Genomic DNA, 16,321 nt, shown 5'->3' on the forward strand with positions numbered 1-16,321 from the left:
TTGACAATAATTAACCTCCGGAAATTTAAATTTAAATACACAGAAATAATCCATGAGAAAAGTAACAACTCTCTTTTTTAGCATAAGCATTGGTATGCTTTTAGCATCATGCGGAAATAATGATGATGCGAAAAAAGCTGCTGCCGCAGCAGCAGCCGGCCCCCAAGCCTATCCTGTATTTGCCGTTAACGAACAATCTACAACACTTGATTCTGATTATCCTGCAACAATAGAAGGGATTCAAAATATTGATATCCGCCCAAAAGTTGATGGTTTTATAGAAAAAATATTGGTGGATGAAGGCACTGTGGTAAAGAAGGGGCAATTGCTTTTTACCATTAATGCACCACAATATGAGCAGCAAGTTAGAACAGCAAGAGCAGCAATAAGCAGTGCAGAGGCCGATGTTAATTCCGCTCAGTTAACGGTTAATAAAACCAGGCCGCTGGTAGAGAAAGATATTATCAGCAAATACGACCTGGATGCTGCCCTGCTCACCCTTCAAAGCAGAAAAGCTGCATTGGCACAGGCAAAAGCCGAATTGGCGAACGCACAGGTTAACCTCGGTTACACTTCAATTACCAGTCCGGTTAATGGTGTTGTTGGAAGTATTCCTTTCAGAAATGGAAGTTTGGTAAGCAGCTCGAGTGCACAGCCATTAACCACTGTTTCAAATACCGCTAAGGTTTACGCTTACTTCTCGTTAAATGAGAAACAACTTTTAGATTTTTCTAACACTTACAAAGGAAATACACTTGCGCAACAGATGAAAAACATTCCGGCAGTTAGTTTGGTTCTAGCCGACGGAACAATCTACAGTCAGAATGGTAAAATCGAATCCATCAATGGTCAGATTAACACCAGCACTGGTTCAGCAAGTTTAAGGGCAACATTTCCTAATCCGGTTTTCTTATTAAAAAATGGAGCAAGTGCTTCTGTTAGAATCCCTCAGCACGTTGAAAATGCAATTTTAATTCCTCAAAAATCAACAATCGATTTACAGGGCAAGAAATTCGTGTACATTTTAGGTGATTCGGCCAAAGTGATTAACACCCAAATTGAGGTTATGGAATTGGCTAAAGGAAATTTCTACGTAGTTACCAAAGGGCTTAAAGCAGGTGATAAAGTTGTTTTAGAAGGTTTTCAATCGTTAAAAGACGGAACAAAAATTAAACCTGATATAAAAAACACCGATTCCGTTTATGTTGAAATAAAAAAATAACATTTAAATCCTTACCGGTTTTTACAACCGGATGAAATTAGCATATATGTTTAAGAAATTTATAGACAGGCCCGTTTTATCAACCGTTATATCCATTATAATTGTAATACTGGGAATATTAGGCCTTGTAACTTTACCCATCTCTCAGTATCCGGAAATTGCGCCACCAACCGTTCAGGTATCTGCCTCTTACCAGGGTGCAAATGCCGATGTGGTTATGAGTAGTGTTGTTGTTCCGCTGGAAGAGCAAATAAATGGTGTGGAAAACATGACATACATGACTTCTACTGCCAGTAATGATGGTACTGCAACGATTACTGTTAATTTTAAATTGGGTACAAACCCCGATTTAGCAGCCGTTAACGTACAAAACCGTGTAGCCAGGGCAACCAGTTTATTACCTGCAGAGGTAACCAGATCTGGTGTAATTACGGCCAAAAGACAGGCCAGTAACTTACTTATTTTTGCCATTTACAGTGATGATCCATCTTACGATCAGAAGTTTTTACAGAATTACGCAAACATCAATATCATCCCCGAAATTAAGAGAATTAGTGGCGTGGGTGATGCAAGTGCATTTGGTACTTTGGATTATACCATGCGGATTTGGCTTAAGCCAGATGTTATGGCGGTTTACGGCCTGGTTCCGAATGATGTAAATGTTGCCCTTGCCGAACAAAATATTGAAGCTGCGCCAGGTCAGTTTGGTGAACAGGGAAATCAGGCTTTCCAATATACTTTAAAATATAGCGGCCGTTTAAAAACTGAAACAGAGTTTAGCAACATCATTATCAAAGCCGATGCAAACGGGCAAATTCTTCGCCTAAAAGATGTAGCCAGAATAGAGCTTGGTGCGCAAAGTTATGCCAGCTACGTAAAGTTTAATGGTAAACCTGCATTAGGTATCGCCATTAGTCAAACGGCAGGTTCAAATGCCAAAGAAGTTATTGAAAATTCAATCAAAACCCTAGATAAAGCGGCAATTTCTTTCCCTAAAGGTGTTCATTACGAAACGGTTGTTAACGTAAACAACTTCCTTGATGCATCTATTGAAAAGGTAATTCACACGCTGATTGAAGCATTTATTTTAGTATTCCTCGTTGTATTTATTTTCTTACAGGATTTTCGTTCAACCTTAATTCCGGCCATCAGTGTTCCGGTAGCCATTATTGGTACCTTTTTCTTCTTAAGTTTATTCGGTTTTACCATTAACTTATTAACCTTATTTGCATTGGTACTGGCTATTGGTATCGTAGTAGATGATGCTATTGTGGTCGTCGAGGCCGTCCATGCCAAGCTCGATGCGGGTTATAAGGACCCTAAAAAGGCGACAAAAGATGCCATGGATGACATTAGTGGTGCAATCATTTCCATCACTCTTGTAATGGCTGCGGTATTTATCCCGGTAAGTTTTATCCAGGGTTCATCCGGTGTATTTTATAAACAATTCGGTTTAACATTGGCCATATCAATCATTTTATCGGCCATTAATGCCTTAACATTAAGTCCGGCATTGTGTGCTATGTTTTTAAAACCACACAAAGAGGACCACGAAAAAAGCAAAAGCTTTTTACAGCGTTTTTATACAGCTTTTAATACCTCATTTGATGCTGTAACCCAAAAGTATAAACGCTCGGTTAGCTTTTTAGGTAAAAAAAGATGGCTTGCCGGTTTAGGAATTGCTGTTTTTGCAGTTTTGCTGGTTTGGATTATGAATACCACACCTAAAGGTTTCGTACCAAACGAAGATTTAGGAACAATTTTCTCTGACATCTCCCTGCCACCTTCTACTTCGCAGGAAGAAACGGATAAAATTATTGTAAAAATCAACGATATTGTAAGTAAGGTTCCCGAAGTAGAGGCTACGTTCAGAGTTGTTGGCCGAAGTTTAATTAGCGGTTCGGGGAGTTCTTACGGGATGGTTATCGCAAGGCTTAAACCCTGGGATAAACGTCAAAGAGATGTTAAAGCCATTGTTGGAGAATTATTTGCTAAAGCGGCGAGTATTAAAGGTGCAAAAGTGATTTTCTTTGCGCCACCAACTATTCAGGGTTTCGGTACCGGTGGTGGTTTCGAATTTCAGTTGCAGGATAAAACCGGTGGTGATATTAAAAAATTCAACGAAGTTGGTAACGCATTTTTAGCCGCGTTGAGTAAACGTCCTGAAGTTCAATATGCATCTACCTCATTTAACCCAAACTTTCCACAATACCGAATTGATGTGAATGTAGCAAAGGTTAAACAGGCTGGCCTAACCGTTAGCGATGTGTTAGGTGTTTTGCAGGGTTATTATGGTGGTGTTTATGCCTCAAACTTTAATAAATTTGGCAAACAATATAGGGTAATGTTCCAGGCAGATGCCAAGTATCGGGCTAATCAGCAAAGCTTAACGAGCATTTATGTCCGCAACAACAGCGGTACAATGGCGCCAATTTCGGAATTTATTACCTTAGAAAAAGTTTACGGACCGCAGGCCATTTCCCGCTTCAATTTATATACCTCCATCGCAGTTACAGGTAACCCTAATGCGGGCTTTAGTTCGGGTGATGCAATTAAGGCTATACAAGAAGAAGCTGCTATCCATCTTCCGGCAGGTTATGGGTATGAATTCTCTGGTTTATCCCGTGAGGAAGTAACCAGTGGCAGTCAAACCATTTTTATCTTCCTGCTTTGTGTAATCTTTGTTTACTTCCTGCTTTCGGCACAATACGAAAGTTATATTTTACCATTAGCGGTATTATTTTCATTGCCAATTGGTTTAGCTGGTGTATTTATTTTCGATAAGATATTCGGGATAGACAATAACATCTATACTCAAATTACTTTGATTATGCTGGTTGGTTTACTTGCCAAGAATGCCATTTTAATTGTAGAGTATGCAGTAGACAGACGGCGAAAGGGCATGAGCATTACTAATGCAGCCATTGATGGTGCAACAGCCCGTTTACGCCCAATTTTAATGACCTCTTTTGCCTTTATCCTGGGCTTGTTACCTTTAATGTTATCATCAGGTGTTGGTGCGGCAGGTAATACATCAATTGGTACCGGTGCCATAGGTGGTATGTTAATCGGTACTATATTCGGGGTATTTGTAATTCCGGCTTTGTTTATCATCTTCCAGACTTTGCAGGAAAAAATAAGCAACAAATCTCCTTTTGATGAAGGCATCAATCGCGAACAAACAGAAGAAGAGTACGAGTTAGCGGTTAACCGCCCTCATTAATTTTAAAACCATGACATTTAGATATAAGCATTCCATATTAATCGGTTTAGCCATTCTAACCCTTAGTGCCTGCGTAACTCAAAAATACGAACGCCCTCAGGTGAAAAATGATAATCTTTACCGGGATCAAAATACAACGGATACGGCTACCATTGCTGATTTACCCTGGAAAAGCCTTTTTACGGATACAACACTTCAATCGTTGATACAACAGGGTATAAATGAAAATTTAGACCTTAAACAGGCTATTGAAAGGATTAAGATTGCAGAAGCGACTTTACAACAAAGCCGTGCTGCACTTTTTCCAAGTTTACAGGGTGATTTATCTGTAACGGACACTAAACAATCACAAGCAGCCTTAAATTTTCCGGCAGGTGTAAATATTAATTTAGAAACCCAAACTTACAAAGCACAACTCAGCACCAGCTGGGAAGCTGATATTTGGGGCAAATTAAGCAGTGCCAAACGTGGAGCGTATGCTACTTTATTGCAAAGTGATGCTGCAAAAAGAGCTGTGCAAACACAATTAATTGCCAACATTGCCAATACTTATTACAGCCTTTTGGCTTTGGATAAACAACTGGCCATTACGCAGCAAACCATTAAAATAAGGCAGACTGATGTAGAAACCATGAAAGCCCTAAAAGAAGGTGCTATTGTAAATGGTGCTGCTGTAGTACAAAGTGAAGCCAATTTATATGCGGCACAGGTAACATTGCCTGATTTAAAAAGAAGCATTAAAGAAACTGAAAATGCGCTGAGTATTTTGTTGGCCAGAGGTCCGGGTAGCATTAACCGTACATCTTTAGATCAGCAAGTCCCTTTTAACAATTTACAAACGGGTGTTTCTGCACAATTGCTGCAAAACCGTCCTGATGTAATTGCTGCTGAATTAGGTTTCAGGGCTGCATTTGAAAACACAAACGTAGCTAAAACTTACTTTTACCCCGCTTTAACTTTAACAGCAAGTGGTGGCTTATCGAGTTTACAACTAAAAGATTTTTTCAGTAATTCTGTTTTTTACAACCTTGTAGGTGGTTTAACACAACCTATTTTTGCTAAAGGCCAGAATAAAGCACGTTTAAAAACTGCACAAGCACAGCAACAACAGGCTTTTTATACTTTCCAGCAAACACTTTTAACTGGTGGTCAGGAAGTATCAAATGCTTTATATGCGTATCAAACCGCTGAGGAAAAAGAAATAACCAGAACAAAACAGGTTGCTTCATTAACCAAGGCCGTAGATTTTACAAAAGAATTATTGCGCTACAGTTCATCAACAAATTATACAGATGTTTTAACATCTGAACAAAGTTTATTATCAGCCCAGTTAAGCAGCATTAATGATCGTTTACAGAAATTACAATCTATCGTAAATTTGTACCGAGCATTAGGTGGCGGCTGGAAATAAGCCACAACAACATTAAACAAAGCAGGCATCCTGATGATCGGGATGCCTGCTTTGTTTTTATACAAATATATTATTCAACACTTAACACCGGTTGTTTTGCTTTTCGGTACTTGGAAAAATTAATCAATAAAACACTGGCCAGTATTACAAACAAACCTCCGGCCTGTAACCATGAAATTTCTTCGTTAGCGATTAGCACGCCTAGTAACAATGCGATAACCGGATTAACATAAGCATAGGTACTTACCTGAGTAGCAGACTTAACTTTAAGCAGCCATACATAGGCACTAAAAGCAACGATAGAACCAAATATGATCAAATAAATTAAGGAATACCAGGCCTCAGCAGGTACAGAAGAGGGATCAAAATGCTCAGGCTCTCCCGCAATTAAGCTAACCGGAATAAATGCAATTCCAGCAATTAACATTTGCCAGGTGGTATTTACCGTTGCTGAACTTCCACTGGCTTTGTACTTGGAATATAATGAACCGCCAGCCCATAACATCGAACCTAAAATAATAACCATCATAGCAGGAAGATTTTCTGCTCCTCCTCCTTTTAAAGAATTTGAAAATTGCTCACCAAAAAGCAGTAATACACCTAAAAAGCCTATAATCAAACCTAAAATTGTAGAGGTATTTTTGAAATTAACCCTCCAGTTTGAAACATCCAGCAGTACAAACCATACCGGAGCAGCAGATACCAGAATAGCAGCTACAGCGCTGGGCACCATTTGTTCAGCCCAAATTAAACTCCCATTGGCACCAAAAAGAATCATTAAACCGCTAATACCCGATTGTTTAATATCTTTAATTACCCAAATTTTCTCCCGCTTTATTATACACCAGACCAGCATAATTAACCCGGCGGTTGTAAAACGTAAAGCCCCCAGCATAAATGGTGGAATACTATGTACAGAAATACGAATGAAGAAATAAGTAGAGCCCCACACAATGTAAACTAAGGCAAAGGCAATTATAACTTTTAATGTTGACGGTTTTTGAGGTGCAGATGTCATTTTGGTTAATTTTATTTTTCAGGGATGACCAATTGTTGCTGTTCTTTAACGGTTTCCAGTACAATGGTGGTTCGGGTACTTAACATGTTTGGAATTTGGCTAAAATGCGTTCGCATAATCTCCATAAGGGATGCAGAATCGTAAGTCCGGATTTTAACCAGATAACAATCATCACCGGCAATGTGATGTACTTCCTGTACCTGAGGAATTCCGGTTAATCCCTCGGTAATTTTCATATCACCACCTGGACCTGCGTTAACTTTTATAAATATGAAAGCCAATAATTTCTGTTCCAGTGCCGCAGGATTAATGCGTGTGGTATATTGCTGGATCACATTTTTTTGTTCCAGTTTTTTTACACGCTCCAATATACCCGAAGGCGCCATTCCAAGTTCACGGGCTAAATCAGCATTTGAGATCCGTGCATTATCCTGTAATAAGGACAATATCTGTAAATCGATCTTGTCTAAAGAAAATTCGTTTTCTAAAATCATTCATAAATATACAAACAAAAACGAATTATATTCAAAATATAAATAAAAATAACGAATAATAGACAAAATAATGGCTACATACAGAATATCTAATTTAACAAATGCTAATCAGCACAAAAAAGCATGAATATTAAAAAATGAAATGATGCAAATTTCAGGAAACATCATGCATCCTGGTAAACGATTAATTTCCTATGATTACTAAATTGTTAATTTAAAATTTTTCATCTCAATAGTAATTTGCTTAAAATTTGACCGTCCATCATAAAAAGAAGATAATTATAAAAAAAACCGTTTTTCAATTCCGAAAAGCCCGATTATTTTGTAAGTTTAGAGTTTTTTAGAAGCATAACTTCTAAAAATTTTAGCCTCACTAATGTTACGCGTCGATAGTTCTAAAGCCTGCAAAATTGTTTACTCATTATGCAAACATGAGTATTTAGGCTATTTAATTGAACCTCATGTAGTTCAATTAAATCCACAGGGCGATTTTTCCTTTACATACCAGCGTATTTTTACACATACTGCGCAGGAGTTCAGGGCTTCTCTTACCGAGATCGATTTAAAACTGATTAAAATTTTAGATGATATTGAGCAGGATTCGCTGATTAAAAAGTATTATAAAAAACTAATCCGCCCTACAGAATTCTTCACCAGGGTTTTTGATGCTAAATTTTATGACAGTGTAAGACCGAAGATTGAGAAAAAACTTGCCGAAGCATTAGAGCTGTTAAAAGTTAAAAACGAATTGTATGTGATGGATAAGGACGGATGGCCTGTTGAACGTAAAATCGAACTTGCCGCCGAACCTGCATCTATACTTTTCCATTTTAGGCGAAACGAAACGGAAACCCGCTATTTTCCAACCATAAAATATCAGAATCTGCGTATTGAATTTATGTTTAAAGATGCACAGATCATTAGTAATAAACCGGCATGGCTTTTACTGAATGACGTTTTGTATTTCTTTGATCAGGATATTGAGGGTAAAAAATTGCAACCGTTTTTGGCTAAACGTTACATCGCAATCCCAAAGGCTACAGAAGCAACCTATTTCGAAAAATTTGTAGCACCGCTTATTGAAAAACATCATGTTTATGCAGAAGGGTTTGAGATTAAAACCGAGCAGTTTGAGGCTATTCCTGTTATAAAAGTTTTATATGTAGATGGCGGCCTGTCTCAGTTACAACTTTATTTTAAATACGGAGAATATGTTTTTCCGGTCGAAAATGCACACCGCGTTACTGTCCGTTTAGAAAAAACAACAGATAATTATATTTTCCATCGGATTAAAAGATCAGCTGAATGGGAAAAGAAACAACTTAACCTGCTTCTTTCACTCGGCCTTAAAAAAACCAGCGCATTATTCAGTAATCTGGAAGTAGCAGCTGAAGAAGAAAATCCCAGTTACGGTGCAATCAACTGGATTAACGAACATATTGAGATTTTAGAAGCTGCCGGTTTTGAAATAGAACAGGCTACAGGGCAAAAGCGTTTTGTTTTTGGGGCCAATAAAATCGATCTGGAAGTAAAAGAAGGTAATGATTGGTTTGACATTTATGCCACCGTTTGGTTTGGAAAATATCAAATCCCCTTCCTTTCATTAAAGCAGCATATTTTACATAAAAGACGTGAATTTTTATTGCCTGATGGAGAGGTCGCTATTATTCCGGATAAGTGGTTTGCGCAATATGGCAGTTTATTCAGCCTCGCCGAAGCTGGTAAATCATTAAAATTAAAGAAACATCACATTGGCCTGATTAACGATTTAGCTGAAGATAGCCTGGCTAATGTTACGCTGGAAAGAAAATTACAGCGCCTTTCTGACTTCGAAAATATAGCAGATACTTTAATGCCTGTGCACTTTAAGGGCAGTTTGCGTGATTACCAAAAAGCGGGTTACAATTGGTTCAGCTTTTTGCGTGAATACAATTTTGGTGGTTGCCTGGCTGATGATATGGGTTTGGGAAAAACCATTCAAACCCTTGCCATGTTGCAAAAAGTTAAGGAAGACGATCAGCTGGCACAAACCCAAACAACCTCATTAATTATTATGCCAACTTCGTTAATTTATAACTGGTTAACTGAAGCAAAGAAATTTACGCCCAAGCTTAAAATATTAGCGCATACCGGCACTAACCGGAATAAAGATGTTGCAAATTTTGCCAATTACGATATTGTGATTACGACTTATGGGGTAACAAGGGTTGATGTTGAAGAATTAAAAAACTTCTACTTTAACTACATTATCCTGGATGAAAGTCAAAATATTAAAAACCCATCTTCAAAATCTTTCAAGGCGGTAAGAAGTTTAAAATCGAAGCATAAATTAATTTTAAGTGGTACACCGGTTGAAAATTCTGTAGGTGATTTATGGTCGCAGCTTACTTTTTTAAACCCGGGTTTACTCGGAACGCAGGCCTTTTTCAATGAAGAATACGTTCAGGCGATTGAAAAAAGAAAAGATGAAGAAAAGGCCCGAAAACTACAATCGATTATAAAACCATTTGTTTTACGCAGAACAAAAGAACAGGTTGCGGCAGAATTACCGCCAAAAACCGAACAGGTTATTTATTGTGATATGAGCGAAGATCAGGCGGCTTACTACGAAAAAACGAAGTCGGCCTACCGTAACGATCTTTTGCAAAGTATGGATGATGGCACTTTTGCTCAAAAACAAGTTCAGCTTTTACAAGGCTTAACTGCATTACGTCAGCTGGCCAACCATCCGGTTATGATTGATGGTGCTTACATTTCAGACTCAGGTAAATTTGAAAATGTGATCCATACACTCGATAATGTGCTTAAAGGCGGACATAAGGTTTTGGTATTTTCGCAATTTGTAAAACACCTCGATATTTTTAAAAAACATTTCGAAGCAGAGCATATTCCCTTTGCCTATTTAGATGGCGCTACGCGCAACCGTGGTGAAATTGTTTCCGAATTTCAACAAAATACGGAACTCAAGGTTTTTCTGATCTCTATAAAAGCCGGTGGTGTAGGTTTAAATTTAACCCAGGCAGATTATGTTTTTATTCTCGACCCCTGGTGGAATCCGGCAGTAGAACAACAAGCCATTGACCGTACACACCGCATAGGACAAGATAAAAAGGTGTTTATTTATAAATTTATTGCGAAAGATACGGTTGAAGAAAAAATTCTTGCCCTGCAAAACCGTAAAAAATCACTGGCCAACTCTTTAATTACTACAGAAGAAAGTTTCTTTAAATCTTTAAGTAAAGAAGATATCCGCGATATCCTGAATTAAAAATTTATTTCATTTAAGAATAAACATTTAAAACTCAATTGCTTCTGGTTTGTTATACTTATTATAAAAATGTACAACTATGACAAATCAAGAAATAAACAATGTTATTTCTAATGCAAAGGAAGCCTGGAAAAACCCTGATTTTTTCACTAACGTATCTAAATCTGAACGAATTTTATCGTCAGCTACAGGTGGCTATTTTCTCTTTAAAGGAATCACTTCGGTCTTTTCTCACCCGGTAATTGGCTTAGCCAGTATTGCTGTAGGCACGGGTTTACTATACAGAGCCATAACGGGTTATTGTCCGATTAAAGAGCTTACAGAGAAAGAGGAGATTTTTGCAGATGAAATTTTAGTAAGAGAAACCTATGTTGTGGATGAGCTGGCCTGATAGGTAATAAATTGAATACGAAATTTCCATTTCTTAATAAACTGGCTAACTTTAGAAAAGTTAATCCACAATTATGAGCAAATACGCATTATTATTTATCCCCACTTTATTTGCAGTGCAAGCGTTGGCACAGGATAAAAAAATTGATCCGGCAACAGAAGCAGCCAAAACTGAAATTTGGGAACCTGTTCCTAAAATTATAACACCGGGTAATACCCCTCAGGATGCACCTTCGGATGCTATTATTCTTTTTAATGGCCGCAATCTGGATGCATGGCATTCGGTTAAAGACCCTTCAAAACCAGCTGCCTGGACTATAGATGATGGTTTTTTTACCGTTAAAAAAGGTACAGGTAATATTGAAACCAATAAAAAATTTACGGATTATCAGCTTCACCTGGAATGGAAAATACCAACAAATATTACAGGCACAAGTCAGGCCAGGGGAAATAGCGGTGTTTTTTTAGCTTCCACAGGCCCTGGTGATGATGGTTACGAAATTCAGATTATGGATACCTACAACAATAAAACCTATGTTAACGGCCAAACCGGAAGTGTTTATAAACAAGGTATTCCTTTGGCAAATGCCAATAAAAAACCAGGCGAATGGCAGTATTATGATATCATTTGGAATGCTCCGCGTTTTAATGAAGATGGAAGTTTAAAATCTCCGGCTCATGTTACTGTGTTTTTAAATGGAGTGTTGCTGCAAAACAATTTCGAACTTAAAGGAGAAACAAGATGGATTGGGGCGCCCGAATATAAAAAACATGGCGCAGCTTCTATTAAACTACAGGACCACGGCGATCCAAGCCCGGCCATTAGTTTTAAAAACATCTGGATCAGAGAGCTTTAACAACAAAACAAATCATATTAAAAAACCCGTAATGATCTGCTCATTATGGGTTTTGTTTTTTGGAGGAATTAATAGATATTGTATCTGTTAAACACAAGAGCAGCGTATTATGAATAAAGCGAGGTTAGAAGCTTTTAGCGATGGTGTTATTGCCATCATTATTACCATTATGGTTTTAGAAATTAAAGTGCCTGAAGGTGTCGCTCTGGCAACCTTAAAACCGCTTATTCCTAAATTCATCAGTTATGTGTTAAGCTTTACCTATGTGGGCATCTACTGGAATAACCATCACCATTTATTACATGCGGTAAAAAAAATTAATGGAAAAATATTGTGGGCCAACTTATTCTTTCTCTTTTGGCTTTCCTTATTTCCGGTGGCTGCAGGGTGGATGGGAGAAAATCATTTTGCCCTTTGGCCGGTAATCGTTTATGGAATTGTACTTTTTTTAGCTGCAATTGGCTATACCATTCTCGTTATGGTTATCAAAAGTAATGGAGAAAATTCGCTTATTGTGGAGGCTATTGGCAATGATAGTAAGGGTAAACTTTCATTATTATTTTATATTGCGGGCATCGGCCTAAGTTTTATAAGCCCCTGGCTTGGCATGTTTATGTATTTTATTGTAGCCTGCATCTGGTTTATTCCTGATAAGCGGATTGAACATTTATTTGAACAGGAAAACTCAACTAAAATTAATTAAGGTTTTGAAATGGAAACTTAACATGATTATTTTAAATATTTAAGCATTTAATACGCTCAAGTATTGCTTCCTGTCAATCATTTCAGCCCCCATGCTCATTAAATGGTCGTTTGGTAACTGACAATCTATCAAATCAATATTCAGTTTACTTAAATAAATAAGCGCCGTTTTTGAAGCATTGCTGACCAGGCTAAACATACTTTCTCCACAAAAAACCCGGTTAACTTTTATTCCATACAATCCGCCAACCAACTTTTCCTTTTCCCAAACCTCCACACTGTGTGCATAGCCATTTTTATGTAAATTAATATATGCTTTTTGCATATCGTCTGTAATCCAGGTACCATCCTGATCTTTACGTACCGTATTTGCACAATTTTTTATGACCTCTTCAAATGCGGTATTAACGGTTACCTTAAATTGCTCATTATTTAAAATTTTGGTCATACTCTTGCTTATTTTTATCTTTCCGGGATAAATTACACAACGTTCATGTGGCGAATACCATAAAATAGGCTCTCCTTCACTAAACCATGGAAATATTCCATGCGAATAGGCAATAAGTAATCTTTCAAGGCTTAAATCGCCACCAACGGCCAGCAAACCATCCTCTTCTGCCAGTGCAGGGTCTGGAAAACCCGGGTCATCATCAAGTAGTTGAAAAAACATAAGCGAAAATAACAAAGAAAACAAAGATTAAACCCTAACGTTTAATTAATGTCATACAGTAAAATGGTCCAACATGAATGCAAAAGATAATTTCCTTAAAGTTAAACATCTTTACAACCGGGCTGGCTTCGGCATATCTTATCCCGATTTGCACAAACTGAGTAAAAAAAATCTAGATAAAGTAGTTAGTGGCCTGCTTAAAGAACCTAAGCAGAACATGGATATTACCCTAATTGATACGGCAGAATCTAAAAAACAGCTCTTGGCTCAGCTAGGACTATATGCCAAAAAGGATCTGACAGATGATGAAAGAAAGCAACGCCAGGAAATTATCAGAACACAGAATGAAAAAAGCAGGGACCTTAACATTGCCTGGATCAACCAGATGATTAATACGGCAAATCCATTAAGAGAAAAAATGACGCTCTTTTGGCACGGTCATTTTGCCTGTCGTAGCAACAACCCTTTTTTTGCTCAACAGCTTAATAATATACAAAGAGAAAATGCTTTAGGAAGCTTTAAAACGTTGTTAGTCGAGGTTTCTAAATCGCCTGCTATGTTGCAATACCTCAATAATCAGCAAAACAGAAAAGGGAAGCCTAATGAGAACTTTGCTCGCGAACTTATGGAGCTGTTTACTTTAGGAAGGGGAAATTATACGGAGCAGGACATAAAAGAATCAGCCCGTTCTTTTACCGGCTGGATGTACGATAAAGATGGTTCATTTATTTTCAGGCCAAATTTGCATGATGCCAACACGAAAACCTTTTTCGGAAAGATTGGCAATTTTCAAGGCGAAAACATTATAGATTTAATTTTAGAAAAACCTGAAACGGCTTCTTTCATTTCCAGGAAAATTTATAAGTTTTTTGTTAACGATACGCCAAATGAAGATCATGTTAAAGAATTGGCTGCGCATTTCTATAATTCTAAATATGATATTGCCGAACTGATGAAAAAGATGTTCACTTCTGATTGGTTTTACAGCCCTGAAAATGTAGGTTCCAAAATTAAATCGCCTGCAGAATTTCTTGTCGGTTTAAGTCGTGAGTTTTATGTTACCTATAATAAACCACAGGTTTTAATCCAGTTACAAAGCAGTTTGGGGCAATATTTATTTAATCCACCAAATGTTGCAGGCTGGCCCGGCGGACAAAGCTGGATAGATAGTTCTTCGTTAATGCTGCGCATGAGAATCCCTTCGCTTATATTAAACGATGGAGAGATAGATTTTAGTGGTAAAGCCGACCCCGAAGATGAAGCTGTAATTGCCCTGAACAGAACAACCAAACAAAATGTGGTTAAATCATTTGTAAATGCCAAAGCAGACTGGCCAAAATTTTTAGACACTTTTCCAAAGGATTTCAGACCTTTAGATTTAGCTGAATTTTTATTACAGCCAAAATTAAACTCCAAAATAACCAATATGGTTGCTGATAATAAAGGACTGAGAAGTACCACAATCGAAATTACCAGTATGCCCGAATATCAACTTTGTTAACATCCATAACCGTTAAAAAGATGAACAGAAGAAATTTTTTAAGAAATACAGGTTTTGTTGCAGCAGGTTCTTTATTCGTTCCAGCTTTTATGAAACCGCTTGAAGCCATGGCTTTGGATGAATTAAGTTTGTATAAAAATTTGGTTGTTGTACAGCTATCAGGTGGAAACGATGGCTTAAATACAGTTGTTCCCTTCGGAAATGATATCTACTATCAAAAACGTAAAAGTATAGCCATTAAGCCTGAAAATGTTATTAAGCTAAACGATATGCAGGGCTTAAACCCTAATATGGCTGCATTGCAGGAAATTTATGATCAGGGTTGGATGACCATTATCAATGATGTGGGCTACCCCAACCCGGATCGTTCTCATTTCAGATCGATGGATATTTGGCAAACTGGCAGCGATAGTAATCAATTTTTATCTACCGGCTGGATAGGCCGCTACCTCGATAGCAATTGTCAAACCTGTAAATTCCCTTATACCGCTATTGAAGTGGATGATTCTTTATCACTTGCTTTAAAAGGACAAACCAAAAAAGGAATTGCGCTAAAAGATCCGGCCGCTCTATTCAGAAACACGAATGATCCTTTCTTTAAAACGATGTTGCAAAACGATAAGGAACATCTGGACGAAGATAATTTAGGCTATCTGTATAAAACCATGATTGAAACCTCATCCTCTGCCAGCTACATTCAAAATACCTCTAAGGTTTATCAGTCAAAATATACTTACCCTACATCTGGTTTTGCCAATCAGTTAAAAACCGTATCTAAATTTATTTCATCAGGCTTAAAAACCCGGGTTTATTATGTTTCACTAAGTGGATTTGATACTCACGTAAACCAAAATCAGCAGCAGGGCAATTTGCTTAAGCAATATAGCGAGGGCATGGCTGCATTTTTAAAAGATTTGAAGAGTAACAATAAACTGGAAGATACACTGGTCATCACTTTCTCTGAATTTGGCAGACGCGTAGAACAAAATGCAAGCAACGGAACCGATCATGGAACCGCAAATAACCTATTTGTTTTTGGGGGGCGTTTAAAAAAACAAGGGATTTATAATTCAGCACCTAACCTGGGCGATTTAGATACAGGTGATTTAAAATATCAACTCGATTTCAGACAGGTATATGGAACCATTTTAGATAAATGGCTGGATGCTAACAATGCAGATATTTTGAATAAGAAATTCAATACTTTAGATTTCATTTAAATCAGATGGTCTGATTTTTATTAGGAAACGAGTGTCAGCATTTTATAGCTGCTCCAGCCCTGCCCTTTATTACAATCTTTTTGGAGCATTTGTTTTTAAAGAAAAGGGAAAGTCTGATCCCTCCAAAAAGGATTTCCATGCCGGTCAGGTTTAACTGACCAAAGGCTGTGCTTTATAGGAACAGTGCACAAACCATATCAATTGATGGGTTTTAGCTTGAATGGCTATAAACCAAGAAAACCCTGCAACTGATAGTTACAGGGTTTCTTATTAATCTGCTGTTAGCAGTTTAAGATTTGGCACCGACCTACTCTCCCACGTGTTACCGCAGTACCATCGGCTCTG

General features: G+C 37.7%; 12 protein-coding genes. 9 read left to right on the forward strand and 3 right to left on the reverse strand.

Translation table 11 applies throughout. The annotated features are described in order from the left end of the window. Positions 1 to 52 precede the first annotated feature (52 nt). Genes O0955_RS17935 through O0955_RS17945 form a run of 3 tightly spaced genes read left to right on the forward strand, consistent with a single transcriptional unit; the run spans position 53 to position 5,856 of the window. Entirely contained in the window at positions 53 to 1,222 is a 1,170-nt protein-coding gene (locus O0955_RS17935) for an efflux RND transporter periplasmic adaptor subunit (RefSeq protein WP_269428940.1), read from the forward strand. A 46-nt stretch (positions 1,223 to 1,268) separates the two neighbouring features. Continuing rightward, the gene (locus O0955_RS17940; protein WP_269428951.1) at positions 1,269 to 4,445 is read left to right on the forward strand and encodes an efflux RND transporter permease subunit; all 3,177 of its coding nucleotides are present in this window, start codon (positions 1,269 to 1,271) and stop codon (positions 4,443 to 4,445) included. A gap of 10 nt (positions 4,446 to 4,455) precedes the next feature. After that, positions 4,456 to 5,856, forward strand: a complete 1,401-nt coding sequence (locus O0955_RS17945) for an efflux transporter outer membrane subunit (protein ID WP_269428941.1) — start codon at positions 4,456 to 4,458, stop codon at positions 5,854 to 5,856. A 70-nt stretch (positions 5,857 to 5,926) separates the two neighbouring features. Here O0955_RS17945 and O0955_RS17950 read toward each other — a convergent pair whose 3' ends face one another. Then, a complete protein-coding gene (locus O0955_RS17950; RefSeq protein ID WP_269428942.1) occupies positions 5,927 to 6,874 on the reverse strand; it encodes an EamA family transporter in 948 nt (315 codons plus the stop codon). Positions 6,875 to 6,885: 11 nt separating this feature from the next. After that, a complete protein-coding gene (locus O0955_RS17955; RefSeq protein ID WP_269428943.1) occupies positions 6,886 to 7,368 on the reverse strand; it encodes an Lrp/AsnC family transcriptional regulator in 483 nt (160 codons plus the stop codon). Positions 7,369 to 7,744: 376 nt separating this feature from the next. Between O0955_RS17955 and O0955_RS17960 the strand changes: the two genes are divergently transcribed. The 4 genes from O0955_RS17960 to O0955_RS17975 all read left to right on the forward strand — a co-directional run bounded on the left by O0955_RS17960 (position 7,745) and on the right by O0955_RS17975 (position 12,586). Continuing rightward, positions 7,745 to 10,636: a DEAD/DEAH box helicase gene (locus O0955_RS17960; RefSeq protein WP_269428944.1), complete on the forward strand. Its 2,892-nt coding sequence runs from the start codon at positions 7,745 to 7,747 to the stop codon at positions 10,634 to 10,636. Between the two features lie 79 nt (positions 10,637 to 10,715). Further along, entirely contained in the window at positions 10,716 to 11,027 is a 312-nt protein-coding gene (locus tag O0955_RS17965) for a YgaP family membrane protein (RefSeq protein WP_269428945.1), read from the forward strand. A gap of 73 nt (positions 11,028 to 11,100) precedes the next feature. Further along, the gene (locus O0955_RS17970; RefSeq protein ID WP_269428946.1) at positions 11,101 to 11,883 is read left to right on the forward strand and encodes a 3-keto-disaccharide hydrolase; all 783 of its coding nucleotides are present in this window, start codon (positions 11,101 to 11,103) and stop codon (positions 11,881 to 11,883) included. A 109-nt stretch (positions 11,884 to 11,992) separates the two neighbouring features. Next, a complete protein-coding gene (locus O0955_RS17975; RefSeq protein WP_269428947.1) occupies positions 11,993 to 12,586 on the forward strand; it encodes a TMEM175 family protein in 594 nt (197 codons plus the stop codon). A 39-nt stretch (positions 12,587 to 12,625) separates the two neighbouring features. Here the strand turns inward: O0955_RS17975 and aat are convergent, their stop codons facing one another. Continuing rightward, complete coding sequence (gene aat, locus O0955_RS17980) at positions 12,626 to 13,255, reverse strand: leucyl/phenylalanyl-tRNA--protein transferase (RefSeq protein ID WP_269428948.1); 630 nt, start codon at positions 13,253 to 13,255, stop codon at positions 12,626 to 12,628. Positions 13,256 to 13,328: 73 nt separating this feature from the next. On the opposite strand from aat, the gene O0955_RS17985 reads away from it, so the two are divergent. Next, positions 13,329 to 14,756 (forward strand): DUF1800 domain-containing protein, encoded by a 1,428-nt coding sequence (locus tag O0955_RS17985; RefSeq protein ID WP_269428949.1) that lies wholly within the window; start codon positions 13,329 to 13,331, stop codon positions 14,754 to 14,756. Positions 14,757 to 14,776: 20 nt separating this feature from the next. Next, on the forward strand, positions 14,777 to 15,976 hold the full coding sequence (locus O0955_RS17990; RefSeq protein ID WP_269428950.1) for a DUF1501 domain-containing protein: 1,200 nt from the start codon (positions 14,777 to 14,779) through the stop codon (positions 15,974 to 15,976). Positions 15,977 to 16,321 lie beyond the last annotated feature (345 nt).

Origin of the sequence: Pedobacter punctiformis (assembly GCF_027213715.1) — a bacterium.
Classification (GTDB): Bacteria; Bacteroidota; Bacteroidia; order Sphingobacteriales; family Sphingobacteriaceae; genus Pedobacter; species Pedobacter punctiformis.